Annotated in this window: 20 protein-coding genes and 1 pseudogene; 12 read left to right on the top strand and 9 right to left on the bottom strand. The window is 59.8% G+C overall.

From position 1 onward, the window contains the following. Positions 1 to 579 precede the first annotated feature (579 nt). From LJU29_RS22660 to LJU29_RS22690, 7 genes are all read left to right on the top strand, one after another. Positions 580 to 1,983, top strand: a complete 1,404-nt coding sequence (locus LJU29_RS22660; protein WP_005732362.1) for a polynucleotide adenylyltransferase PcnB — start codon at positions 580 to 582, stop codon at positions 1,981 to 1,983. Further along, the gene (folK, locus tag LJU29_RS22665) at positions 1,976 to 2,482 is read left to right on the top strand and encodes a 2-amino-4-hydroxy-6-hydroxymethyldihydropteridine diphosphokinase (protein ID WP_057452673.1); all 507 of its coding nucleotides are present in this window, start codon (positions 1,976 to 1,978) and stop codon (positions 2,480 to 2,482) included. Before LJU29_RS22660 ends, folK begins: the two co-directional genes overlap by 8 nt. Before the next feature lie 228 nt (positions 2,483 to 2,710). Then, positions 2,711 to 3,511 carry a 3-methyl-2-oxobutanoate hydroxymethyltransferase gene (panB, locus tag LJU29_RS22670; protein WP_044318578.1) on the top strand — a complete coding sequence of 267 codons (801 nt, stop codon included), beginning with the start codon at positions 2,711 to 2,713 and terminating at the stop codon, positions 3,509 to 3,511. After that, positions 3,508 to 4,359, top strand: coding sequence for a pantoate--beta-alanine ligase (gene panC, locus LJU29_RS22675; RefSeq protein WP_054097673.1), 852 nt, complete (start codon positions 3,508 to 3,510; stop codon positions 4,357 to 4,359). Before panB ends, panC begins: the two co-directional genes overlap by 4 nt. 253 nt (positions 4,360 to 4,612) lie before the next feature. Next, entirely contained in the window at positions 4,613 to 6,277 is a 1,665-nt protein-coding gene (pgi, locus tag LJU29_RS22680; protein WP_004658628.1) for a glucose-6-phosphate isomerase, read from the top strand. A 203-nt stretch (positions 6,278 to 6,480) separates the two neighbouring features. Further along, positions 6,481 to 7,350, top strand: coding sequence for an oxygenase MpaB family protein (locus LJU29_RS22685; protein WP_005757101.1), 870 nt, complete (start codon positions 6,481 to 6,483; stop codon positions 7,348 to 7,350). Between the two features lie 96 nt (positions 7,351 to 7,446). After that, complete coding sequence (locus tag LJU29_RS22690; RefSeq protein WP_122389955.1) at positions 7,447 to 8,625, top strand: acetyl-CoA C-acetyltransferase; 1,179 nt, start codon at positions 7,447 to 7,449, stop codon at positions 8,623 to 8,625. 18 nt (positions 8,626 to 8,643) lie between these two features. Here LJU29_RS22690 and LJU29_RS22695 read toward each other — a convergent pair whose 3' ends face one another. From LJU29_RS22695 to ptsP, 3 genes are read right to left on the bottom strand one after another with little or no spacing between them, the layout of a single operon-like run. Beyond that, on the bottom strand, positions 8,644 to 10,386 hold the full coding sequence (locus tag LJU29_RS22695) for a PTS fructose-like transporter subunit IIB (protein WP_005757105.1): 1,743 nt from the start codon (positions 10,384 to 10,386) through the stop codon (positions 8,644 to 8,646). Positions 10,387 to 10,398: 12 nt separating this feature from the next. Further along, entirely contained in the window at positions 10,399 to 11,340 is a 942-nt protein-coding gene (pfkB, locus tag LJU29_RS22700; protein WP_002552049.1) for a 1-phosphofructokinase, read from the bottom strand. Next, positions 11,340 to 14,207, bottom strand: coding sequence for a phosphoenolpyruvate--protein phosphotransferase (gene ptsP / locus LJU29_RS22705; RefSeq protein WP_257111219.1), 2,868 nt, complete (start codon positions 14,205 to 14,207; stop codon positions 11,340 to 11,342). The genes pfkB and ptsP overlap by 1 nt, the downstream gene beginning before the upstream one ends. Positions 14,208 to 14,561: 354 nt before the next feature. Here ptsP and cra point away from each other — a divergent pair, with 354 nt between their 5' ends. Together cra and LJU29_RS22715 are read left to right on the top strand one after the other, a co-directional pair. Continuing rightward, positions 14,562 to 15,557 (top strand): catabolite repressor/activator, encoded by a 996-nt coding sequence (gene cra, locus LJU29_RS22710; RefSeq protein WP_004658635.1) that lies wholly within the window; start codon positions 14,562 to 14,564, stop codon positions 15,555 to 15,557. Next, positions 15,554 to 16,354: a TatD family hydrolase gene (locus LJU29_RS22715; RefSeq protein ID WP_257111220.1), complete on the top strand. Its 801-nt coding sequence runs from the start codon at positions 15,554 to 15,556 to the stop codon at positions 16,352 to 16,354. Before cra ends, LJU29_RS22715 begins: the two co-directional genes overlap by 4 nt. Positions 16,355 to 16,388: 34 nt before the next feature. On the opposite strand, the gene ampE is transcribed toward LJU29_RS22715, so the two are convergent. From ampE to LJU29_RS22730, 3 genes are all read right to left on the bottom strand, one after another. Next, entirely contained in the window at positions 16,389 to 17,225 is an 837-nt protein-coding gene (gene ampE, locus LJU29_RS22720; protein WP_122322334.1) for a regulatory signaling modulator protein AmpE, read from the bottom strand. A 15-nt stretch (positions 17,226 to 17,240) separates the two neighbouring features. Beyond that, positions 17,241 to 17,789, bottom strand: coding sequence for a 1,6-anhydro-N-acetylmuramyl-L-alanine amidase AmpD (ampD, locus tag LJU29_RS22725; RefSeq protein ID WP_005757115.1), 549 nt, complete (start codon positions 17,787 to 17,789; stop codon positions 17,241 to 17,243). A gap of 181 nt (positions 17,790 to 17,970) precedes the next feature. Next, positions 17,971 to 20,223: a DUF1631 domain-containing protein gene (locus tag LJU29_RS22730; protein WP_122322333.1), complete on the bottom strand. Its 2,253-nt coding sequence runs from the start codon at positions 20,221 to 20,223 to the stop codon at positions 17,971 to 17,973. Between the two features lie 351 nt (positions 20,224 to 20,574). Here LJU29_RS22730 and nadC point away from each other — a divergent pair, with 351 nt between their 5' ends. The 3 genes and pseudogenes from nadC (at position 20,575) to LJU29_RS22745 (ending at position 23,858) form a co-directional block, all read left to right on the top strand. Further along, a complete protein-coding gene (nadC, locus tag LJU29_RS22735; RefSeq protein ID WP_002552042.1) occupies positions 20,575 to 21,423 on the top strand; it encodes a carboxylating nicotinate-nucleotide diphosphorylase in 849 nt (282 codons plus the stop codon). Positions 21,424 to 21,480: 57 nt separating this feature from the next. Next, the gene (locus LJU29_RS22740) at positions 21,481 to 22,557 is read left to right on the top strand and encodes a TIGR00266 family protein (RefSeq protein ID WP_004667371.1); all 1,077 of its coding nucleotides are present in this window, start codon (positions 21,481 to 21,483) and stop codon (positions 22,555 to 22,557) included. A gap of 60 nt (positions 22,558 to 22,617) precedes the next feature. After that, positions 22,618 to 23,858: pseudogene (locus LJU29_RS22745) on the top strand (VWA domain-containing protein). Between the two features lie 194 nt (positions 23,859 to 24,052). Here the strand turns inward: LJU29_RS22745 and LJU29_RS22750 are convergent. From LJU29_RS22750 to LJU29_RS22760, 3 genes are read right to left on the bottom strand one after another with little or no spacing between them, the layout of a single operon-like run. Continuing rightward, complete coding sequence (locus LJU29_RS22750; protein WP_122322332.1) at positions 24,053 to 24,631, bottom strand: TerD family protein; 579 nt, start codon at positions 24,629 to 24,631, stop codon at positions 24,053 to 24,055. Between the two features lie 37 nt (positions 24,632 to 24,668). After that, positions 24,669 to 25,244, bottom strand: coding sequence for a TerD family protein (locus LJU29_RS22755; RefSeq protein WP_002552038.1), 576 nt, complete (start codon positions 25,242 to 25,244; stop codon positions 24,669 to 24,671). Positions 25,245 to 25,271: 27 nt separating this feature from the next. Then, complete coding sequence (locus LJU29_RS22760; protein WP_005732348.1) at positions 25,272 to 26,306, bottom strand: TerC/Alx family metal homeostasis membrane protein; 1,035 nt, start codon at positions 26,304 to 26,306, stop codon at positions 25,272 to 25,274. Positions 26,307 to 26,318 lie beyond the last annotated feature (12 nt).

Raw genomic sequence — 26,318 nt, forward strand, 5'->3', positions numbered from 1 at the left:
CAACCGCCTTTCGCCCGCAAACGCCCGGTTTACGGGGCTTCGCAAAAGTTGGCACAGCTTCTGCTATATGCTTAGTACAAGAAAAACAACAAGCAGTACGACACCCATAATAAAAACAACACGAATCGACTCACGCATAACAAGAACAACACGGCGGAGGCGCAGCTAACTGATTCTTTTGGAGAGGAGTTGTATTTGGGGCTTGCCCCGCAACCAGGCCGAGAACAACAAAAACTACCCTTAGGTAGAGCCTGAACTGGTTGGATCGGATGATCATTGCAACGCAGCGACCAAAGCAATCCGTTTGCTCTTGACTCCCGATTGGGAGGTTTCACAGACGAAGGTCTTGTGAATGGGCACTCAACAAAAACAAGAAGCCCATACAGAAAACAATAATAAAGAGCACACACTTTGGGGGAGCTTCGGCTCCCCCAGTAGCTTCCCCAGCGCTAATACGCGCCATCGTTTGCCCTTCCGCGACAGCTTCCTACACCATCCCCCGACTAAATGCTAGAATCCCCGCCCATCATGCGGTCATTCCACGTTTTTGGCCGAATATTCCTTCAAACAGTGCATCCCATGCTGAAGAAGTTGTTCCAGTCATTTCGTTCCCCACTGCGCAAACCGCAGCAACATACGCGTACCACGCCTGAAGTGCTCAATAGCAGCCAGCATTCGCTGCAACGCAGCCAGTTCAGCCGTTATGCCGTTAATATCGTCGAGCGCCTGCAGAACGCTGGCTACCAGGCCTATCTGGTCGGTGGCTGTGTACGCGACATGATGCTCAATATCACGCCCAAGGATTTCGACGTCGCCACCAGCGCCACGCCAGAACAAGTGCGTGCCGAATTCCGCAACGCGCGAATCATTGGCCGCCGGTTCAAGCTGGTGCATATCCATTTCGGTCGTGAAATCATCGAAGTGGCGACCTTCCGCGCCAATCATCCCCAGGATGACGAAGAAGAGGACAGCAACCAGTCCTCGCGCAATGAAAGCGGGCGCATTCTGCGCGACAACGTGTACGGCACGCTTGAAGAGGACGCCCAGCGTCGCGACTTCACGATCAACGCGCTGTATTACGATCCGGTCAGCGAGCGTGTTCTGGATTACGCCAATGGCGTACACGACATTCGTAACCGTCTGATCCGCCTGATCGGCGACCCCGAGCAACGCTACAAGGAAGACCCGGTGCGCATGCTGCGTGCGGTGCGCTTTGCTGCCAAGCTGGACTTCGGCATCGAAAAGCACAGCGCCCAACCGATTCGCTCGCTGGCACCGATGCTGCGCGATATTCCATCGGCACGCCTGTTCGAAGAAGTGCTCAAACTGTTCCTCTCCGGGCATGCTGCTCCCACCTTTGAAATGCTGGTGGACCTTGAACTTTTCGAACCGCTGTTCCCGGCCAGTTCCAAGGCGCTGGAATACAACCCGACCTACACCCATACACTGATCAGCAATGCCCTGATCAACACCGACCTGCGCATCAAGCAGAACAAACCGGTAACACCGGCATTCCTGTTTGCCGCGCTGCTCTGGCCTGCCCTGCCGGCCAAGGTACTGCGCGCCCAAGAGCGCGGCATGCCACCGATTGCAGCCATGCAGGAGGCCGCTCACGAACTGATTATCGAGCAATGCCAGCGCATCGCGATTCCAAAGCGCTTCACGCTGCCGATCCGCGAGATCTGGGATATGCAGGAGCGCCTGCCGCGCCGTTCGGGCAAACGTGCAGACCTGTTGCTGGACAACTCAAGGTTCCGTGCGGGTTACGATTTCCTCCTGTTGCGTGAAACTGCGGGCGAGCAGACCGATGGTCTGGGCCAGTGGTGGACCGATTATCAGGACTGCAACGACAGCGAACGCCGCGACATGATTCGTGACCTGAGCAGCAAGCCCGAAGCGGCGGGCACAGCGCCACGCAAGCGTCGTCGTAACAGCGGTGCCAAACGCAAGCGCACCACCGGCGAGGCGCAAAGCGGTGAATGAACCGCTGTTGACCACTGAACGCGTTTACATCGGCCTGGGCAGTAATCTTGCTGACCCGGCCGAGCAATTGCGCAGTGCCCTCAAGGCAATGGCGCAGTTACCCGGCTGTGAACTGACCAGCGTGTCATCGTTCTATGTCAGCGACTCGCTGCTGCCCGGCCAGCCGCGCTTTACCAACGCCGTCGCAGCACTCGACACTGCTCTGGCACCACTGACCCTGCTTGACGCGCTACAGGCCATCGAGCTGGATCAGGGCCGCGAACGCCACGAACGCTGGGGGCCTCGCACGCTGGACCTCGACATTCTGCTGTTTGGCAATCGCCTGATCGACGAACCGCGCCTTAAAGTGCCGCATTACCACATGCAGGCGCGGGCATTCGTGCTGTACCCGCTGGCAGAGCTGGCCCCAGGCCTGACGCTGGCCGACGGACGCGAACTCGATCGTCTACTCGAAGACTGCCCGTTTACGGGCCTTGAACGCCTGCCCGCCGAGGCGTAAAGCCTGTCTGTCACCGCACATGTGTAACCGGTCCGACGCACAGGTAACACCTTCAATTGACTTCACGCCCCCTCCTCACGAAGATAGGCCTCCCGCCGCCGCACCACAGGCGAACGGGCGCGAAACAGGCCTTTGCAAAACACCGCGACACGACGGTGTGCCTGCTTTTCCAGGATGACTCTCACGCGCTGAACACCCGTCTTCACAGCGCCTGATGGAGGACTTTACATGCCGAACATAACCGTTACGTCGCTGCTGGCCATGAAGCAGAAGGGTGAGAAAATCACCATGCTGACCTGCTACGACGCAACCTTCGCCCACACCGCCTGCCAGGCCGGTGTCGAGGTGCTGCTGATAGGCGACTCGCTGGGCATGGTCCTGCAAGGTCACGACAGCACCCTGCCCGTCACGACCGCCGAAACCGCGTACCACGTTGCCTGTGTGAAACGCGGTAATCAGGGCGCGATGATTCTTGCTGACCTGCCGTTCATGGCCAACGCCACGCTGGAGCAAACCTTCATCAACAGCGCGACGCTGATGCAGGCAGGTGCGCACATGATCAAGGTCGAAGGCGCTGCATGGCTTGGCGAGTCGATCCGTTTGCTGGCAGAACGCGGCATCCCGGTGTGCGCACACATGGGCCTGACGCCGCAGGCAGTCAACGTACTGGGCGGCTACAAGGTTCAGGGTCGACTGGAAGCACAGGCACGGCAGATGCGTGCCGACGCGATCGCGCTGGAACAGGCGGGCGCAGCGATGATCCTGCTGGAGTGTGTGCCGAGCGAACTCGCCGAAGAAATCACCCAGGCGGTGAAAATTCCGGTCATCGGTATTGGCGCAGGCAGCGCTACCGACGGCCAGGTACTGGTGCTGCACGACATGCTGGGCCTGTCCATCAGCGGGCGCGTACCCAAATTCGTGAAAAACTTCATGACCGGTCAGCCCGATATCCAGTCGGCTATCCAGGCCTACGTGGCCGCGGTCAAAGACGTCAGCTTTCCAGCAACTGAACACGGATTCTCGGCATGAACACAGTAAAGACCGTACAGGAACTGCGTGCCGCCGTTGCGCGGGCACGCAGCGAAGGCAAACGGATCGCGTTGACCCCGACCATGGGCAACCTGCACAGCGGCCACGCCGCACTGGTCGCCAAGGCGGCCCAACGTGCCGACTTCGTGGTCGCCACCATTTTTGTCAATCCGCTGCAGTTCGGCCCCAACGAAGACTTGGCCACTTACCCTCGCACCCTGGCGGCCGATCAGGAAAAACTTCTGCAGGCCGGGTGCAACCTGCTGTTCACCCCAAACGTCGAGGAAATGTACCCTCACGGCATGGCCGATCAGACGCTGGTCAGCGTGCCACACCTGTCGCAAGGCCTGTGCGGTGCGAGCCGTCCCGGGCATTTCGAGGGCGTTGCTACGGTCGTCAGCAAGCTCTTCAACATGGTGCAGCCAGACCTGGCGATTTTCGGCGAAAAAGACTTCCAGCAGCTGGCGGTGATTCGCGCCATGGTCCGTGACCTGAACATGCCGATCCAGATCATCGGAGAACCTACCGTGCGTGCCGACGACGGTTTGGCGCTGTCCTCGCGTAACGGTTATCTGAATGAAGCTCAGCGCGCTGCGGCACCCGCGCTGTATCAGGCCATCCGCCAGACCGCCGACGCGATCAGCGCAGGCGAGCAGGATTTCGACGCACTGCTGACGAGCAAGAAGCAGCAACTGGAGGCAGCCGGTTTTCGTATCGATTATCTGGAAATACGTGACGCCACCAGCCTGCGTCCGACCACTGCCGAAAATCGCGACGTGGTCATCCTCGCCGCCGCATTCCTGGGTAAAACCCGCCTGATCGACAATCTGCACCTGACCAGAAGCTGACGGGATGCGCCGTGGCAATGAACTAAGCCACACCGGCAATGCCATACCGGTACAGGTTGCCTGAACCACAACCGACAGCATTTGAGCGCAAGCCCCGGTTTCTTGTGTGCGAAAAAGTACCGGGGTCATGTAAGGCGAGGCGCAGACAAACGGGTACGCGAAGGGTAGTCTGCTATGTATAGCCCGTGAGAAAGCTTGCGACCTCGCCCCAAGAATATCCAAAGACAGAACCAGTTAAAGGAAACCCGCAGCGATGGCGTACTACCGCAATCCTTCCGATGTGACCGCTCTGCCCGCCTGGCAAGCGTTGAGCAAACACCGCCAGTCCATGCAGAATTTCAGCATGCGCGAAGCGTTCAATTCTGATCCGCAGCGCTTCAGCCAATTCACCCTCAGCAGCGCCGGTCTGTTTCTCGACTACTCCAAAAACCTGATCACCACCGAAACTCGTGATCTGTTGGTCAGCCTGGCAGGCGAAGTGAACCTCAAGGACGCCATCAAGGCTCAATACGATGGCGAGCTGGTCAACTCATCCGAAGGTCGCCCGGCGTTGCACACTGCCCTGCGCCGGCCAGTTGGCGACAAGTTGAAAGTCAACGGCGTCGATGTGATGCCGGACGTACACCGCGTACTCAATCAGATGACCGAACTGGTCGGCCGCATCCATGACGGCCTGTGGCGCGGTTACACCGAAAAGCCGATCACCGACGTGGTGAACATCGGCATCGGCGGCTCGTTCCTCGGCCCGGAGCTGGTCTCCGAAGCGCTGGTGGCCTACGCGCACAAAGGTGTCCGTTGCCATTACCTGGCGAACATCGATGGCAGCGAGTTTCACGAACTGTCGATGAAAATTCGCGCCGAGACCACGCTGTTCATCGTCTCGTCGAAGTCCTTCAACACGCTGGAAACCCTGAAAAACGCTCAGGCTGCACGCGCCTGGTATCTGGCGCAGGGCGGTTCCGAAGTCGAACTGCATCGCCACTTCATCGCGGTTTCCAGCAACAACGCCGCGGCCGTAGCCTTCGGCATCCGTGAAGAAAACATCTTCCCGATGTGGGACTGGGTTGGCGGTCGCTATTCGCTGTGGTCGGCCATCGGCCTGCCTATCGCGCTGGCTATCGGCATGTCCAACTTCAAGGAACTGCTGTCCGGCGCCTATACGATGGACCAGCATTTCCAGAGCGCCCCTTTCGAACAGAACATGCCGGTGCTGCTGGCGCTGCTGGGTGTCTGGTACGGCAACTTCTGGAATGCGCAAAGCCACGCGATCCTGCCGTACGACCACTACCTGCGTAACATCACCAAACACCTGCAACAACTGGACATGGAGTCCAACGGCAAGAGCGTCCGTCAGGACGGTACGCCAACCTCCACCGACACCGGCCCGGTCATCTGGGGCGGCGTGGGTGCCAACGGTCAGCATGCTTATCACCAGTTGCTGCATCAAGGCACACAGATGATTCCAGCCGACTTCATCGTGCCGATCGTCAGCTTCAACCCGGTTGCCGACCATCACCAGTGGCTGTACGCGAACTGCCTGTCACAAAGCCAGGCTCTGATGATGGGCAAGACCCGCGCCGAAGCTGAAGCCGAGCTGCGCGAGAAGGGCATGAGCGAGGAAGAGGTGCAGAAACTGGCACCGCACAAGGTCATCCCCGGTAACCGTCCGAGCAACACCCTGGTGGTCGAACGCATCAGCCCGCGTCGTCTTGGCGCACTGGTGGCGATGTATGAGCACAAGGTGTTCGTGCAGAGCGTGATCTGGGGCACCAATGCCTTTGACCAATGGGGCGTGGAACTGGGCAAGGAAATGGGCAAGGCCGTGTACCAGCGTCTGACCGGCGGCACCGAAGAGCCGGCTGACGATGCATCGACCCAAGGTCTGATCAACTACTTCCGCGGCCGTCACCGCGGCTGATTTGTCCCGCTCATGACATCGTTCCCACGCTGCGCGTGGGAACGCCGTGCGTGACGCTCTGCGTCATAAAGAGGACGCAAAGCGTCCAGAACTACATGCCGACGCGGAGCGTCGGCACGATAGTCAGCCAGGCGATGAGCGCTCCGCGCTTCGAACGAGCCTCAGTCAGCTTTATCCAAGCCCTCCCGATGCACGAGCACGACATGGAATTCATCCGCACCCGCATCGAAACCCAAGTCATCAGCCTTACCGGCCTGGCCCTGGGCCAGCTGGATCTGGAGAACCCCAAGGGCGACCCCGGTCTGTTTGGTCCTCAGGCAGTGTGCTGGAAGGTACACGGCGACTTCACCAGCATGCTGGTCGGTGGCATCAGCGCCTTGATGTTGCAGGCTTTGCACCCGCTGGCACTGGCGGGCATCTGGGACCACTCCAACTTTCGTCAGGACATGCTCGGCCGCCTGCGGCGCACCGGGCAGTTTCTGTCCGGCACTACCTACGGCTCCACGCGAGATGCCAACTGGCTGATCGACAAGGTGCGCAACATTCATCTCAATATCGTCGGCACCGCGCCCGATGGCCGGCCGTATGCCGCCAGCGATCCGGATTTGCTGACCTGGGTGCATGTGGCCGAAGTCAGCAGCTTTCTCGCAGCCCACTTGCGTTACCTCAACCCGGATATGTCACTCGCCGATCAGGACGCGTACTACGCTGAAACAGCGCTGGTTGCCGAACGGCTCGGGGCTCGTAATGTTCCGCGCTCCCGTCAGGCCATCGCTGATTATCTGGCAGACATTCGCGGGCAACTGGTATGTGACGAACGCAGTCACGAAGTGCTGCGCCTGCTGCTTGATGCCCCTGCGCCCAACTGGCTGGCCAAGCCTTTCGGTGTGTTGATGATGCGTGCCGGTATCGACTTGCTGCCGGACTGGGCGAGCGAAATGCTCGACATTACCCAGGGTCCCGTGCAGCGCCGGATGATCCGCCTGGGCGTCAACAACACCGCGCCCATTTTGCGTTGGGCCGTACGGGACGGATCAGCGCAACGTGCCAGACGTCGCATGGACGTTACGTAAAGGTTTTCGGCAAAACGTGACCGAGCGGTTCACGGTTGGAACCTGCCTGCCTATCTGTGCCACCATGAGCTCTCAATAACAATGAGGATCAGCACCATGCAGGACGTCGTTATCGTCGCCGCCACCCGTACCGCCGTCGGCAGTTTTCAGGGTTCTCTGGCTGCCATTGCTGCTGTAGATCTTGGCGCTGCAGTCATTCGTCAACTGCTGGTGCAGACCGGCGTGGACGGCGCGCAAGTCGATGAAGTCATCATGGGCCAGGTGCTCACCGCCGGCGCAGGCCAGAACCCGGCGCGACAGGCCGCCATCAAGGCGGGCCTGCCCTTCTCGGTACCGGCCATGACCCTGAACAAAGTCTGCGGCTCGGGTCTCAAGGCACTGCACCTGGCGACCCAGGCGATTCGCTGCGGTGATGCCGAGGTCATCATTGCTGGCGGCCAGGAAAACATGAGCCTGTCCAACTACGTACTGCCGGGCGCACGCACCGGTTTGCGCATGGGCCACACCAGCATGGTCGACACCATGATCACTGATGGTCTGTGGGATGCATTCAATGACTACCACATGGGCATCACCGCCGAGAACCTCGCGCAGCAGTACGACATCAGCCGTGAAGCCCAGGATCAGTTCGCTGCCCTGTCTCAGCAAAAAGCGATTGCGGCCATTGAAGGCGGGCGCTTTGTCGATGAGATCACCCCGATCCTGATCCCTCAGCGCAAGGGCGAGCCATTATCATTCGCCACTGACGAACAGCCCCGCGCGGGCACCACGGCCGAAACACTCGGCAAACTCAAACCTGCGTTCAAGAAGGACGGCACCGTCACCGCTGGTAATGCGTCTTCGCTCAACGACGGTGCCGCCGCCGTGATGCTGATGAGCGCGGCCAAAGCCGAGCAGTTGGGCCTGCCATTGCTGGCGCGCGTCGCCGCATACGCCAACGCAGGTGTCGACCCGGCCATCATGGGCATCGGCCCGGTCAGTGCAACCCGGCGCTGTCTGGACAAGGCTGGCTGGACGCTGGACGAGCTGGACCTGATCGAAGCCAACGAAGCCTTTGCCGCACAGTCGCTGTCGGTCGGCAAGGAACTGGGGCTGGACCCGCAAAAGCTCAACGTCAATGGTGGCGCCATCGCCCTTGGCCACCCGATTGGCGCGTCGGGCTGCCGTGTGCTGGTGACGTTGCTGCACGAGATGATCAGGCGCGATGCCAAGAAGGGCCTGGCCACGCTGTGCATCGGCGGTGGCCAGGGGGTTGCCCTCGCGCTGGCACGCTGAGGGCGCTTACTATCTTAATCAGGCGCCTGCGGGCGCCACTTCCATGTCCACCGGCTCTGGACGCTTGATCAGCGCGTAGACCACGCCGGTCAGCACGCTACCGGCGATAATCGCCAGCAGATACAACAGCGCATGGTTGATGGCGTTGGGGATCAGCATCACAAACAGGCCGCCGTGTGGCGCCATCAGTTTGCAGCCGAAGTACATCGACAATGCACCGGTCAGCGCGCCACCCACGACACTGGCCGGAATCACCCGCAACGGATCCTTGGCGGCAAACGGAATGGCGCCTTCGGAAATAAAGCACAGCCCCAGCACGAACGCCGCCTTGCCTGCCTCTCGCTCGCTCTGGGCAAACTTGCGACGGGCCAGAATCGTGGCGATGCCCATACCGATGGGCGGCACCATACCGGCAGCCATGGCAGTGGCCATCGGCGCGTAGCTCTGGGACGCCAGCAGACCGACCGAGAACGCATAGGACGCCTTGTTGATCGGCCCGCCAAGGTCGACGCACATCATTGCACCGAGCACCACGCCCAGCAGAATGGCGTTGGTGGTACCCATGCTGTCGAGGAAGTGTGTCAACGCTTCCAGCATGCCCGCAACCGGCTTGCCGACCACGTAGATCATCACCAGACCGGTGAACAGGCTCGACAGCAACGGGATGATCAGAATCGGCTTGAGCGCTTCTACACTGGCTGGCAGGCGTGCATAACGGTTGATCGCCGCAGCACTGTAACCGGCCAGAAAACCGGCAATGATACCGCCAATGAAGCCGGCCCCCAGCGTACTCGCCAGCAGACCACCGATCATGCCAGGCGCAAGCCCCGGGCGATCAGCAATCGAATACGCGATGTAACCGGCCAGCAGTGGAACCATGAGTTTGAACGCAGCTTCCCCGCCGATCTGCATCAAGGCTGCCGCCAGCGTGCCTTGCTCTTTGAACGCGGTAATGCCGAACACAAACGACAGGGCGATCAACAGACCACCTGCCACCACCATCGGCAGCATGAACGAAACACCGGTCAGCAAGTGCTTGTACACACCCGCCTTTTCTTGCCTGGCAGGTGATTGGGCAGCAGCCTCGTCAGACTCTACCTGACCTTCTGCCAAGGCTTTTTTCAATGTTGCTTCGGACTGCTTGAGCGCGATCCCGGTGCCACACCGGTAGATTTTCTTGCCTGCAAAACGATCAGTATTGACTTCGATATCTGCCGCCAGCAGCACCACGTCAGCCTCGGCAATGGCCTTGGCACTGAGTGGGTTGCGCGCGCCGACCGAGCCTTGGGTTTCGACTTGAAGGTCGTAATTCAGACGCTTGGCTGCTTGCTGGATGGCTTCGGCAGCCATGAACGTGTGCGCAACCCCGGTCGGGCAGGCGGTGATCGCAACAATGCGCGGCTGCGCACCCGAGCTATCGGCTGCTTGAGGCGTGACCGCCTCAGACGCCGCATGCACCTGCGCTTCTCGCTCGGCGCGTTGCAGAAAACCGTCGACGTCCTGCAACGCATGGGCAGGCGAATCCTGAAACAGACGTTTGCCGACAAAGCGGCCCAAATCCACAGGACCGGTATTGACCACCAGAACGAGGTCAGCGGCTTCGATGTCCTGAGCCGACAACTGCTGGTCCGATTTGTTGGGATCGATGATTTCGACGCTGGTTTCCCAGCCTTGGCGCAATGCCGCCGCTTCGAGCAATCGTGCGCTGAGTACGCTGCTGACCTTGCCGTTCGGGCAGGCCGTAACTATGGCTAACTTCATGACGATCCTCTCTTATTGTTCTGAAAGGCTGCGTACAGTGACGCCGCCTTCAAGCCGTTTGAGTTGCGCGGCATCGGTGATACCGAAACCGATCTGGGTCACTGCCATGGCGGCAATCGCCGTAGCGGTGCGCAAGGTCTTCTGTGGCTCGTGAGCGCTGATCAGCCCGTGCACCATGCCAGCCAGCAGCGAATCGCCAGCACCTACCGTGCTGGCCACCGTGACCTTGGGCGGCAGCGAGTGCAGCGCCACACTTGGACTGAACCAGTGCACGCCTTCAGAGCCCTGAGAGATCACTACATGCTCGATGCCCTGCGTGTGCAGGCGAGCAGCCACTTCGGCTTGCGCGGCGATGGAAATGATCGGTGCGTCGAGCGCATCGGCCAGCTCTTCGGTGTTGGGCTTGATCAGCCACGGCCCGGCGGTAAGACCGGCGCGCAGGGCCAGGCCGCTGCTGTCCAGCGCTACTTTCAGACCGAGGTCCTTGAGCATCACCAGCAGTTTGTGCAGCCACTCCGGCGTGACACCACGCGGCAGGCTGCCAGCAACCACGACAACATCGAAACCTGATGCGATCTGTTGCACACGGGCGAACAGCGCTTGCTGTGCCTCTTCACTGACCTGCGGGCCAGGGCCGTTCAGGTCGGTGATGCGGCCACTGCCTTCGGCCAGCTTGATATTGCTGCGGGTTTCTCCCGGCACACGGACGAACTCGTCAACAAAGTTGCGACGTTCGAATAACGCCTCAAACGCTTGCTGGTTGTCGACACCGAGAAAACCGGCAACGGTCAGGTCGTGACCCAGGTCAGCCAGCACCTGCGCCACATTCAGGCCTTTGCCCGCTGCGTGAGTGAGCATTGCATTGCTGCGGTTGACCTGGCCCAGTTCCAGCTGGCCCAACTGCACAGTCAGGTCCAGCGCCGGGTTCATGGTCAGGGTAAGAATCTTAGCCATTACACAGCCTCCACAAGCGCGCGAACTTCGGCAGCGCTGCCCGCCGTCAGCGCATTTTGCGCCAGTTGTTGCGCGCTGCTCAGGGTCAGTTCACGCACGCACGCCTTGACCTCGCCAATGCTGCGCGCCGAGACACTCAATTCATCCACGCCCAGCCCGACCAGAATCGGCACCGCCAGCGGGTCGGCGGCCAGTTCGCCGCACAAACCCACCCATTTGCCGTTGGCATGCGCAGCGCGCACGGTCATGTCGATCAGTTGCAGCACCGATGGGTGCAGGCCGTCAGCCTGGGCCGACAGCGTCGGATGGCCGCGGTCGATGGCCATTGTGTACTGCGTCAGGTCGTTGGTGCCGATGCTGAAGAAGTCCACTTCCTTGGCCAGCACCGGGGCAATCAGAGCCGCCGATGGCACTTCGATCATGATCCCCAGTTGCAGGTCGCTGACCGGAATCTCCTCGCGCAACCGCTCGGTCATTTCCCGCGCCTGACGCCACTCTTCAAGCGTGCCGATCATTGGGAACATGATGCGCAGCGGGCCGCTGTCTGCCGCGCGTAACAGGGCGCGCAACTGGCTTTCCATGACATCCGGGCGTTGCAGGGTCAGGCGGATACCGCGTACGCCAAGAAACGGGTTTTCTTCTTTGGCGATCGGCCAGTAAGGCAGTGGTTTGTCGCCACCCACGTCCAGCGTACGCACCACCAGCGGACGGCCACCCAAATCAGTCAGCACGCGACGGTATTCAGCTTCCTGCGTGGCTTCATCGGGGGCCTGAGAATGCGCCATGAACAGCAGCTCGGTGCGCAGCAGGCCAACGCCTTCCGCGCCCTGCTCCACAGCCGCTGGCGTCCCGGTGCTGTCGCCGATATTGGCGAAGACTTCGACGGCATGCCCATCACGCGTCACAGCAGGCTCCATACGCGCTGCCGCTGCGGCCTTGAGGCGCTCTTCGCGGGCATCACGGTCCTGAGCGGCGCGCTGCAGGGTTGCTTCGTCAGGTGCGACGGTGAGCCGCCCGCGCTGGCTGTCGAGCAGCAGCACGGTGCCTGGCTTGAGCAGCAACACTTCGTCACCAGCACCGACCAATGCGGGAATGCCCAACGCACGCGCTAGGATGGCACTGTGCGCGGTCGCGCCGCCACGGGCGGTGAGGATGCCAGCGACCTGCGCCGGGTCCAGACGGGCTACGTCGGATGGGCCGACTTCGTCCATCACCAGAATGTAAGGTTCGTCCGGGGCCGCAACGGTTTCGACGCCGCAGATCTGCGCCAGCACGCGACGCCCCACATCACGCAGGTCGGCGGCACGCTCGGCCAGCAGTGCGTCCTGCAGTTGTTCCTGCTGAACGGCAGCGGTCTCGATGACCGTGGCCCAGGCCGCAGCCGCACTTTCGTCGTTGTTGAGGCGCGCCTCGACTTCGTTGGTCAGTTCCGGGTCTTCGAGCATCTCCTGGTGGGTGATGAAGATTTCCCGGATAGCCTTGGACTTGCTGCGCTGAATGAGGTTTTCGATGTCGCTGCGGACTTCACCGATCGCCTTGTGCAGACGCTCGCGTTCGGCAGCCACAGACTCACCCTGCTGCGGATAATCAAAGCTTTGCAGCACCTGAACGTGGGCCGGGCCGATAGCAATGCCCGGCGAAGCAGGCACGGCCTGCAACACGCTGCCTGCAGCCGGGGCGTTGAGCGGCTTGGCTACAGCAGCAGGCGCTGGCGCAGCTTGAGCCTCTGAAGCAACGGGCAACGGTTCGACTTCTTCACCCAGGCCCTGCTCCACTGCGGCGATCAGGGCAGGCAACGCGTCGTTGGCAATCGTCGGTTCGGCAATGAATTCCAGCGTCTGACCACGGCGCGCACCGAGGCTGAGCAGCTTGCTCAGGCTCTTGGCCGACACCGCAGATTCGCCGCTTTCCAGCACGCGCATACGGATCTCGCCGTCAAACTCCTTGGCCAGTTGCGCCAGTATCTTCGCCGGGCGGGCGTGCAGGCCGTGGGCGTTGGCCAGCTGGACGCGCTGGGTCGGCCACTCGGCAGGCACTTCGCCGCCCAGAGCTTCCAGCACAACGCGACTGTTGGTGGCGTGGCCCAACTCATGACCACGGCCTTCGATCAGCAAGAGGCACAGACGCTCCAGCAGCGCCTGATGCGCCTCACCCAGACTGGCGAGACAGAACAGACCGGTCAGCGGCTGGCCCAGATAGCGGATAGGTTTGTCCGGCGTGACGAACGCCAGACCAGGACGTTTGACTGTTTGCTCGCTGTGCAGCCACCACAGGCCATCACCCAGCGACAACGCTTCAACCTGCTGCAGCACGGCAGCGAACCCGTTGCTCACGCAGTCGGCTTTGCGCAGCAGGCGTGCGCCGCGCCAGACCAGTTCTTCAAAATCGTCGGCCGATACGCCGAGGCTGATCATCTGTGCGTCGAGCGCCAGTTCCTGAGGTGCGCCCTGCAACAATTTGAGCAGGTCTTCCGGCGTCCTGGCTTCGCGCAGCGCCTGGCCCAGATCCTCTTCACCCAATGCGCGGGTCAGCAGTTGCAGCAGACGCAAGTGCTCATCGGACTTGGCCGCAATACCAATCGCCAGATAGACCATTTGCCCGTCGCCCCAGTCCACCCCTTCGGGGAACTGCATCAGACGCACACCGGTGGTAACCACCAGATCGCGGGTTTCGGGAGTACCGTGCGGGATGGCGATGCCCTGACCGAGAAAGGTCGAGCCCTGCTGCTCACGGCTCATCAGCCCGGTGAGGTAGCCCTCGGCAACCAGGCCATCAGCGACCAGGTGGTCGGCAATCAGCTTAAGTGCGGCAGTTTTATCCACAGCCGACCGGGCCATGGATATTTGCTCCAGAGTGAGTTCGAGCATTGCCTTGACTCCTGTGCAGCGCCAAGGCGCCACCTGATTCTTGTTTTAATGACGATCACGTGATCGACAGCTTGGGGGGATGCAAGCGATGCTTGTCCGGACATCGTATCGGACATCACTTTCATCTCGATTGCAGCAGACAACAGGCGTGCTGAATCGTTTAATCTACAATTGCCCGGCACGTTACTCGATTCTGGGGATTCATTGAAGCCCAGTCGGTCTGATCACTGTGGGACACTTCCCAAAATACTTGAAGCACATGGGAATTTCCTACGGTCTGGTGTAAAGATCATCGTCATAGCAAAAATAATTCGACTGTCCAGAGCCACTTACCTGACTAAAGGAAATTTCGGGGTGAAACTGAGCGATATCGCACGTCTGGCAGGTGTTTCTGTCACTACGGCCAGTTACGTGATCAATGGCAAGGCCGAACAACAACGCATCAGCCCGGCAACGGTCGAACGCGTCAAGGCAGTGGTCGAGCAGCACGACTTCCGACCCAACCCGCAAGCGGCGGGCCTGCGCAGCCGTCATAGCAAAACGCTGGGCTTCATCCTGCCGGACCTGGAAAACCCCAGCTATGCGCGCATCGCCAAACTGCTTGAACAAGGCGCGCGCAGTCTCGGCTATCAACTGCTGATTGCCAGCTCCGATGACGACCCTGTCAGCGAACTGCAGCTCTTGCAGCTTTTCCGTGCGCGACGTTGCGATGCACTGCTGGTCGCCAGTTGCTTGCCACCTGATGACGACAGCTACCGCGACTTGCAGCTCAAGGGCATGCCGATCATCGCAATCGACCGGGAAATGAATCCCGAATTTTTCTGCTCGGTAGTCAGCGACGACCATGACGCAAGCCTGCAACTGACTCGCAGCCTCTTGCAAACCCGACCGCGACACATCGCCCTGATCGGAGCACGTCCTGAGCTGAGCATCAGTCGCGCACGTGCAGCAGGCTTCGAACATGCACTCGACGGCTTTACCGGGGCCACCATCATCGAGCACGGCGAAGCGTTCAGCCGTCAGTGTGGCCAGCGTTTGATGACCGAGATGCTACAGCGTGAGGGGCATTTTCCCGATGCGCTGATCACCACGTCCTATGTGCTGCTGCAAGGCGTGTTCGATGTGCTGCAAAGTCAGGCACTGCAATCGACTCAATTGCATCTGGGCACCTTTGGCGATACACAACTGCTGGACTTCCTGCCGTTGCCCGTCAATGCCATGGCCCAGCAGCATCAGTTGATCGCCGACACGGCGCTGCGACTAGCCCTGGCCGCTATCGAGAAGGATACTTATCAGCCTGGTGTGCATGCCATTGCACGCGCCTTCAAGCAACGTATTCACGAGGTGTGAATGTGACGCTGATCGATACCCACACCCACCTGGACTTTGCGGATTTCGACGCCGACCGCGCCCAGGTCCTGGATAGCTGCCTGTCACTCGGCGTGCAGCGCATCGTGGTGCTTGGGGTGTATCAGCGCAACTGGCAGCGGCTGTGGGAGCTGACCGAAGCAAACCCTGCCCTGCACGCAGCTTTCGGGCTGCATCCGGTGTATATCGATGAGCACCGGGCCGAACACCTGAACGAGCTGGCGGACTGGCTGACGCGTCTACAAGACCATCCGCAGTTGTGTGCAGTGGGCGAGATCGGTCTGGATTATTACGTCGAGCATCAGGACAAGCCACGTCAGCAGGAGCTCTTTGAAGCACAACTGCAATTGGCATCAGACTTCAAGCTGCCCGCCCTGCTGCATGTGCGCCGCAGCCACGCTGACGTAATTGCCGCCCTCAAACGCCACAAACTCAAACGCAGCGGCATTATTCACGCCTTTGCAGGCAGTCGTGAAGAGGCGCGTGAATACATAAAGCTGGGTTTCAAGCTGGGCCTTGGCGGCGCAGCGACATGGCCCCAGGCGCTGCGCATGCATCGTGTCATCGCCGAGCTGCCGCTGGACAGCGTCGTGCTGGAAACCGACTCACCGGACATGGCACCTGCCATGCATCCCTACACGCGCAACAGCCCGCAGCACTTGCCTGACATTTGCCAAGCGCTCGCCGACCTGATGAAGATCCCCTCTGAGCGCCTGGCCCAAGCGAGCACCGAGAATGCCTGCGAGCTGTTCGGCTGGCCTCGTACGGCCAGCGCATAAGTCAAAATCGTTGGGTCAAAACTGCCGAGCCGAATCAGCGCAACAGAGTCCACAACGCAAATCCTGCGTACCAGACAATTGCAGCACGAACCAGCAGCTCCCAGAGCATGTCGAGACCGGTGACACCTTGCGGACCGATCACTGGCGGCGGCACCTCGCTGGCAGCGCAACCCACACGCGTAATCAGCTGTGCGGCGCTGATGTTCCAGTTGAGCAGTTCGTGCAACATCACGCGACTCACGGCTACAAAGTTGCCGACCAGCGCAAAGCTTGCGGCGAGCAGCCTGACCGGCACCCATTCAAAGGCGTGGCGCAGTTGCCCTGCCCGCTCTACCAGTGCAGGTGTCGTGCCCTGTTCAGCGGCAAGCGCCAACAGCCTGTAGGCCAATGCCGCTACCGGGCCGAGCACGAAATACCAGAAAATCACGGCGAAGAAACTCTGAAACGCCTGCCAGAGCATGTAGCCCTGCACGCCGTGCAGCAATTGCTCGCCGTTATCTGCCTGCACACCCATGTCGCGCCCGGCCACGTGCACCGCGGCCTGCGTATCACCACGCCTGCAGGCATCACGAAACGGCCCGAGTACCGCGACCAGGTCAACCCGACCCAGGCTGTAGATCAGCACCAGCAGGTGGATAGGCAGGGCCAGCCAGCCATAAGCCACCGAGCCGATGATGGTCAGCGCCAGTTGCAGCAGCAGGACAGGCACTAGAACCAGCAGCGCCAGCATGACCCAGGGTCGTGTCGCCGTCCGCGGGCTGGCTTCGAGCCTGGCCAGTTCCTTCAGCCAGGGCCCGTCACGCTGAACGCGCTGACGCAGAGCCGAAAACTTCTCGACAAGAACGGCCAGCAGTAGCACCAGAAAACTCATTGTTCGTCCCTCACATCAATCCAGCAAAGCCGCTTGGAACCTGGCCCAGTCAAAAAAGGGGCCAGGGTCAGTCTTGCGTCCCGGCGCTATGTCACTGTGACCGCAGATGCGCTCGGGGGTGATTGCCACGAAAGCCTGACGCAATTGACGCGTCAGCTCGATCAGAGCGTCGTACTGCGCCTCGGTGAACGGCTGCTCGTCAGTTCCTTCCAGCTCAATGCCGACAGAGAAGTCATTACAGCCCTCACGCCCTTGAAAACTGGAAACCCCTGCGTGCCACGCGCGATCAAGACAGGAGACGAACTGAATGACCTCGCCATCACGTTCAATCAGAAAATGCGCTGAAACGCGCAGATCGGCAATCCCCACAAAGTAGGGATGCTCGGTGCTGTCGAGCTGGTTCTGAAAGAAAGCCTGCACGTTGCCGGTCTTGAATTGCGCAGGCGGCAGACTGATGTTGTGGATGACCAGCAGCGAGATTTCGCCCTCAGGTCGCGCATTGAAGTTGGGTGAAGGGCAATGCTGTACGCCATCGCACCAGCCGCTTGCGGAGTCCAGTTGCATGAGCGCTCCTTGAACGGGCGGATAAGTGGCGCTGATTATGCCCGCGACAGGAATGGATGTGGAGGTTTAGCAGTTGACCCGCGGTGTAGGAAACACGCTCTACACAACAGAGATGTGTGACGCAGATCGTCGAACTGCATGCCAACGCGGAGCGCCGGCAAGACGGTCAATCAGATAACGATCAGGCGCCCTTGAGCTTGCGCAGGTTGCTGATGACCGATTCCAGTGCCCGGTCGAACAGCAGCGCATCATCGAGAATCCGCACGGCACCGCGCCGAAACTCGATGGCCAGACCGATACGGGTCTTTTCCAGAACCTTCATACCGGTTCGGTTGACGAACACATAGCGCCCGGTCGGCTCGACAATCGCGGTCAGTTTGCAGCGCAGCTTGTGCTCTTCATCTTCCTGAATCTCGACCCAGCAACCGACGCGCAACTTGTCGACCATCTGCAGACCGGCATCGTCGGCAGGCAGCTGCACAGTCGGCTCATTGAGCATCAGCTCTTCGGGTGTGACCAGAACGATTTCTTCAACAACGGCCATCATCGGCGGGCTTTCAACGAGCTGTGCGCCTGTCAACGACGTTTCACCACCCTGGGCATCACCACCTTCCTGCAAGCGCGAGAAGTGCTGGAACGCCTGAACATGCAACGATTCCAGCTGGCTGAAGAATTCACTGGTGGCAAACGGGTCGAACGCAGCGCTGGTCAGGCCATCGCGCAGGGACTTGAGCAGCCCGGGCACCAGATCAAGCAAGCGCTGCAGCGCCTGGGGGTCGTCATGTTGTTCGACGCTCCAGATCAGCTCATCCATGGTTGCCAGTCCGGCCTGCCATTCGCTGGACTCTTCGCCATGCTTGAGGCAGGTTAGCAGAAGCACCTTGCTCCAGGCCTCCTGCAGCAGACGCACAACCACCTCCGGCAATGTGCGGCCCAGCAGGCGCTGATTCAACTCATGCTGCACCTGCTGCCGTGCCAGTTCGGCACGCGCGCGCCCCTCTTCGGCATCGCGGGTGCGCTGCTCAAGCAGCTCACTGCGACGACGTTCGTCACTGGTGAACGCCAGAAAATCCGCCAGCAATTCAGAGAAGATTGCCGGATCATCGACAAAGTCATTGAGCAGGCGCTGCACGATCTGCTCGACGCGCTGATAAAGCGAGTCTCGCTGATAGTCATCACGGCTGCCCCAACCCAGCGCGGCAGTGGCAATTTCGTTGAGCAGGCGGCGGGCCGGATGGCTGCCGCGACTGAAAAAGCTTTTATCGAGCACCGCCACTTTGAGCATCGGGATCTGCAAGCGCCCGATCAGCGCACGCAACGAAGGCGTCAGGTTGCGATCATCAAGGATGAACTCGAAGAGCATGGCAATCAGGTTGATCACATCCTCGTCGCCGCCGCCGACAATCCTGGATTTGCCGGTTTTGACGTTGACTCGGGTCAGCAACTGTTCCAGCTGATTGCGCAGGTCAAAATCGTCTGCGGTGTCTTGAGACGGGACGTACTGCTGCAGGTGAGAAAGCAGGCGCAGCAGGTCCCTGCTGGAAATCGGCCGAACCTCGGCATTGGGCTCATGACGCGGAGCGAGGTTGCCGCGAACCTGCAGCAATAACTCCTGCAGTGCAGAGAAAACCTCCTGCACACCCTTGTCGAGCTTGTCGGCGGCTTCATTCAGCGCAGGATCGGACATCTCGGAGACGCGGTTCCTGGGGGCCGCCCGATCAGACGATCGACGGGCCGGCAGTGCTTTCATGTCCGGCAACACACCCGTGGCAATCAGCAGTTGATTGGCTTCACTGTAAAGGTGGTCAGTATTGGCCAGGACGTATTTCTCGAACAGCTTGAGAATGATCAGCTTGACCTTGATCTCGACGCCAAGGCTACGTCCTGCATCGAGGAAAAACCGGCACAGCATTGCCGGACCCAACGGGTTGGCATCCTCGGCGATGGTTTGCGGAATCAGAACATTCAGGCGGGCAGTGAGCTGGCCCAGCGCGAGGCTGTCGCGGCTCATGACCTTGCTGACCATGGCATCCACCGCCACAGTCTTCTCGAGATCATCGTTATGCACCAGCGCCAGCTTATCGAACGACACGGCGGTGGGCAGCACGGGCTCGTGAATTTGATACTGGCCCAAAGCCAGAAAAGACTCATAAAACTTGTCGAGGAAGCCACGCTCAATACTTTTGCGCTTGAGGCGCAGGTCGCGCATGGCTTCAAAGAAAATGTTCTGATCAGTATTGCTGCGGGCGCGGTCAGCCATTTCGAACAGCGTATCGTCGGCATTGTCGAACAGCGCCTGCAACGCATCCTTGAGCTGCTGGGCCGCCTTGTCGCGGACCTGCAACAACACAACAGGTAATCGGGCCAAAGGAGTACCGGCCCCCTGCGCGGGGAGCAGTTTGCTCAACGGCACTACTTTTTCGTCGTTCGGCATTACACCCCCTGACAGGAAACAACCTGAACCCCATCACAAACGTGGCTTGCTACCCTCGCACTGTGAAGCGACCCGCTTGGCCTTGCAAAACGTCAAAGTCATGACGTCAATTACAAGTCGGATTATCTTTCAAAACTTGTCATCAACGCCAGTGACACTTCTATGGTTGTCGTTGGAACTGTGACAAGGCACTCATATGCTGCGATAGACCGCGATATTCGCTTTCCATCGCAAACGAATTTGCCAAACCGACCAACTGCATGTTCTCAAGGCTGCACCTGAGCATCGCCGCAGGTGGGTAAGCGGTGTGCGGTGCCTTATACTCGGACGACTTTGCTACTGGAGCCCGCTATGCCGAATTTACGAATTGCCGACCTGACCGCCGAGATCGAAGCCAATGTGCGCCGCGCATTGCTTGAGGATGTCGGCAGCGGCGATATCACCGCCCAATTGATTCCGGCGGAACGGCTGGCCAAGGCCACCATCATTTCCCGCGATGCAGCGGTGATCGCCGGCACCGCATGGGTCGATACGGTCTTCCGCCAACTGGACCCTCGCGTGGCGGTGCACTGGCAGGTGACCGATGGCGACCGGGTCAGCCCGAATCAGGCGCTGTTTCACCTGGAAGGTCCGGCTCGCTCGCTTCTAACCGGCGAACGCAGCGCGCTCAATTTTCTGCAGATGCTTTCGGGTGTGGCCACGCGTGCACAGTACTTCGCAGACATGGTCTCGGGCACCCAGGTCAAATTGCTGGACACCCGCAAGACACTGCCGGGCCTGCGCCTGGCGCAAAAATACGCCGTCACCTGCGGTGGCTGTCATAACCATCGCATCGGTCTGTACGACGCGTTTCTGATCAAGGAAAACCATATCGCAGCCTGTGGCGGCATTGCCCAGGCGGTAGAGGCTGCACACCGGATTGCGCCGGGCAAGCCTGTGGAAGTCGAGGTGGAAAGCCTGAGTGAACTCAAGCAGGCGCTGGACGCAGGTGCCGATATCATCATGCTCGATGAGCTCAGCCTCGATGACATGCGCGAAGCCGTGCGGCTGACCGCTGGCCGCGCCCGTCTGGAAGCCAGTGGCGGCATCAATGACGACACCCTGCGGGTAATTGCCGAGACCGGTGTGGATTACATTTCCATTGGTGCGATGACCAAGGACGTGAAGGCCGTGGACCTGTCCATGCGCCTGAGCCTCTGATATCGCGCAAAAACGCGCGCACAAACGACTGTCACGATTCGCTCGGGAGTAGACGCTTTGGAACAATGGTTTGTGATGAATGCGGGCCGACAGCTTGGCCCGATGGATGCGGACGCTGCACGGCTGATTGCCCGTGAGTCACCCGGCGCATGGTGCTGGAAACAGGGCATGCCGGACTGGCAACCGATCTATCAGGTGGCGCAGGTGCGCGCTATGAAGAAGGACGGCGTGACACCTTTCCCGGACCCGACGCCAGACATGATCCAGCCGAAGCCGTCCGGGCTGCCCGCACAGGCGGCATCCACACCTGCGGCACCTGCACCTCCTGCCAAGCGTCCCTCATTCACGCCAGACCCGAACGCCTCGGGCGGCTATGGCCTGGCGCAGACCACCGATGGCGTGGACTTCAAGCTGTACGGTGCGGAAACACAATTTGTCGAGCTGGAGCTTGATCCCGGCGAAAGCGCCGTCGCCGAAGCCGGGGCGATGATGTACAAGACCTGCGACGTGCAGATGGAAACCATCTTCGGCGACGGCAGCAACCAGTCTTCAGGGCTGCTGGGCTCGCTGTTCGGTGCAGGCAAACGCATGCTGACCGGCGAAAGCCTGTTCACCACGGTGTTTTCGCAACAGGGTTCGGGCAAAGGACGCGTGGCGTTTGCAGCGCCCTACCCCGGCACCATCCTGCCACTGAACCTGCGTGATTTCGGCGGCAAACTGATCTGCCAGAAGGACAGCTTTCTGGCCGGTGCCAAAGGTGTATCCATTGGTATCCAGTTTCAAAAAAAAATCCTCACTGGCCTGTTCGGTGGCGAAGGTTTCATTCTGCAAAAGCTGGAAGGCGACGGCTGGGTATTCGTGCACATGGGCGGCACAGTGCGCAAGATCGAGCTGGCGGCAGGTGAATCGCTGGATGTCGATACCGGATGTCTGGCGGCTATGACGCAGACAGTCGATTACGATATCCGCATGGTTGGTGGCGGCATCAAGTCGATGCTGTTCGGCGGCGAAGGCGTGTTTTTCGCCAGGCTGACCGGGCCTGGCACTGTGTGGCTGCAAAGCCTGCCCTTCTCACGACTGGCCGGGCGCATGCTGGCAGCAGGGCCTGCCGGGGTGGGCAGAAGCGAACGTTAACGTCAGCACTTCGTCATTCGACCGAGGGCCATGCTGCGCCCTCACTGCCAAGGAAGAGACATGCAGATTACTCAAGGTCAACGCGTTCCCCTGTCCGGCCTGATTCAGGGCTCTGATCTCACCCTGTCGATTGCCATCAAGTCCGCACAGGTCATTGATTACGTCTGCTTCGGCGTCGATGCCAACGGCAAGCTGTCGGACGACCGCTACATGGTTTTCTTCAATCAGCCGAGCAGCCCCTGTAACAGCGTCAAACAAGTCAATGGCGGAGATTTTCAGCTATCGCTCGCGGGCTTGCCTGCCTCGATAGAGCGCTTGGTATTTACTGCGTCCATCGATGGTGCGGGCACCATGAGCGAGATTCAGGCGAGCCATTCAGTATCCACAGTCAGGGCCGCGAAGTGGCTCGCGGCGAGTTCTCCGGCGCAACCTTCACCGCCGAAAAAGCCATCATGGTTGCCGACATCTATCGCAAGAACGGCGAGTGGCGCATCGCCTCAAATCTGCAGGGCTATAACGCCGGGCTGGACGCGCTGGTGGTGCATTTCGGCGGCGAGGTGGCTGATGCTCCAGCACCCGCGCCAGCAGCACCCCCGCGTATTTCGCTGGAAAAGAAAATAGCTGACGCCGCGCCGCAATTGATAAGCCTGGCCAAGAAGGCTCAGGTCAGCCTGGAAAAAGCCAGACTGACCGATACCAAGGCCAGGGTTGGTCTGGTACTGGATGCGTCCGGTTCGATGAATCCGCAGTACACCCGCGGTCATGTTCAGGAAGTGGTAGATCGCCTGATTCCGCTTGCTGTGCATTTCGACGACGACGGCGCACTGGACTGCTGGGCTTTCGGGGCGAAGCCACAGCAGTTGAATGCGGTGACGCTGAGCAACTTCCAGAACTTCATCAGAACCGACCATGGCGGCTGGAAAGACTGGGAACTGGGCGCACGCATCAACGATGAGCCCAAGGCAATGCGCATGGTCATCGACTACTACAAGAAGTCCGGTGACAAGACTCCGGTCTACATCCTGTTCATCAGCGACGGCGGCGTGCATCAGGATCGCGAAATTACCAGGTTGATGACCGAAGCGGCGAAGCTGCCGATCTTCTGGCAGTTCGTCGGCCTTGGCGGACGCGGTTACGGCATTCTGGAAAAACTTGATGACATGGGCGGTCGCGTTGTCGACAACTGCAACTTCTTCGCCCTCGACCGGCTGGACGAGATCCCGGAAGAAAAGCTTTATGACCTGCTGATGGAAGAGTTTCCCGACTGGCTGAAAGCGGCAAAGGGTGCAGGGATTTTATAACGCATCGAGCTCTCAACTATCGTGCGACGCTCCGCGTCGCATGCCGTTCCGGACGCTCTGCGTCCTCTTTGCGATGCAGAGCGTCGCAAGATGCGTCCTACGCTGGAGCGTGCGCAACGATAGCCTCGTAATCAGCCCCAATAAAAAACCCCCGCCATTGCTGGCAGGGGTTTTTGTCGTGCGCTGCTCGGGGTTTAGCCGATTGCCACGCCGTGCGCTTCTGCCAACGGCTTCAGGCCGCCTGCAAAACCTTGGCCGATGGCCTTGAACTTGAACTCGTCGCCATTGCGGTACAACTCGCCGAAGATCATCGCGGTTTCGGTCGACGCGTCTTCCGACAGGTCGTAACGAGCGATTTCCTTGCCATCAGCCTTGTTCACAACGCGGATGTAAGCGTTGGATACCTGACCAAAGCTCTGCTTGCGCTCTTCAGCCGAATGGATAGTGACCGCAAAAACCAGCTTCTTGACCGCAGCGGCCAGACCGGTGAGCTTGACGTTTACCGACTCGTCATCACCATCGCCAGCGCCGGAACGGTTATCGCCAAGGTGCTCGACCGAACCATCTGCCGATTTCTTGTTGTTGTAGAAAATGAAGCTGTTGTCATCCAACACCTTGCCACTTTCACCAACGATGAAGACCGATGCGTCCAGGTCGAACTCGGTGCCATCGGTAACACGTTGATCCCAGCCCAGGCCCACGGTGATTTCTGTCAGGCCCGGAGCCTCTTTCGACAGCGAAACGTTACCGCCTTTACTCAGACTTACTGCCATGTTCGTAATCCTTTCTGGAAAAATGGTTAGGCGCGAATCAGAAATTCATGCCGAAAGAGTTGGCCACAGCTTTCAGGCCACCGGCGAAGCCGCTACCCACTGCGCGGAACTTCCACTCGCCATTGTTGCGATACAGCTCGGCGAAGATCATCGCGGTTTCAGTCGAGGCGTCTTCCGCCAGGTCGTAGCGAACGATTTCCGAGCTGGATTTTTCATTCAGCACACGGATAAACGAGCCGCCCACCTGACCGAAGTTCTGCTTGCGGCTGTCAGCGTCGTGAATGGTCACAACGAAGACGATCTTGTCCACGTCAGCAGGAACGCTGGTCAGATTGACCTTGAGCACTTCGTCATCGCCATCACCAGCACCGGTACGGTTGTCACCGGTGTGTTCGACGGAACCATCGGCGCTCTTGAGCTGGTTGTAGAAAATGAAGTCAGCTTCACTGCGGACCTTGCCATTGGCGCCCAGCAGAAATGCGCTGGCGTCCAGGTCAAATTCCTGGCCATCAGTGGCACGCGGATCCCAGCCCAGACCAATCAGTACATTGGTCAGGGTAGGGTCGGTTTTCGACAGCGAAAGGTTGCCACCTTTTTGCAGAGTCAAAGCCATGATTCGGTTATCTCCTTTATCCAGTGTTTACGCTTTTTCTTCAGCGGATTCTTCTTTACCCGGGAAGAGCAGGCTTGCAACGATACCGATGATCAACACGACGACCACAACCAGCAGGCTGGTATTGGCGCTGATCTCGTAACCGTGGTGGAACAGGTGGTTGGTTGCGTTCAGGCCCAGTTTGATGGCGATGAAGAACAGCAAGGCGATAACCGCTTTCTCCAGATGCACCAGATAGCGCTTGAGGGCTTCAAGAACGAAGTACAGGGTACGCAGACCAAGAATCGCGAACAGCATGGCCGAGAACACGATCAGCGGCTCGCGGCTCACTGCAATGATTGCTGGCACGGAGTCGAACGCGAACAGCACGTCGGAGATTTCAGCCACAACCAGACACAGGAACAACGGGGTCGCGAACAGAGCGCCCTTGGCGGCCAGGGTGATACCGGCGTTTTCCGGTTTTTTGACTTCTTCTTCCAGTACCGAGCGACGGACGAAGAAGTTGCTGCCGTGCAGCTTCGGCCATACCGGGAACAGCTTCTTGGCGAAGCGATACGCCATGTGTTGCGAGTAGTCGACTTCTTCGTCGTCATCATCACCCGCTCTGAGCATCATGATGGCGGTCCAGGCAACGATGACCGCAAACACCACTTCGACCCACGGCCCCAGAGCCAGCAGGCCTGTACCGATGGCGACGAAGATGCCGCGGAAGACGATGGCACCGATGATGCCCCAGTACAGAACGCGGTGGCGCAGGCCATCCGGGATCTTGAACCAGGAGAACAAGGCCATGAACACGAACAGGTTGTCGACGCTCAGCACTTTTTCCAGCGCGTAACCGGTAACGAACAGCGTGGCGACTTCGGAGCCGTGCTGCACATACAGGAAACCGGCAAAAGCCAGCGAAATGGCGACCCAGAAAATCGACCACGCCGAGGCTTGCGCGAGGGTGATCGGCTTGTTTCCCCGGTGGGAGAACATGTCGATAGCCATGGCCGTAATGGCCAGGCCGACGAAAACCGCCATCGTGAGTGGAGGGAAGCCTAGAGAGGTGCTTTCCATTTAACTGCGTTC

The sequence above is a fragment of the Pseudomonas ficuserectae genome, assembly GCF_024584585.1.
Taxonomy (GTDB): domain Bacteria; phylum Pseudomonadota; class Gammaproteobacteria; order Pseudomonadales; family Pseudomonadaceae; genus Aquipseudomonas; species Aquipseudomonas amygdali.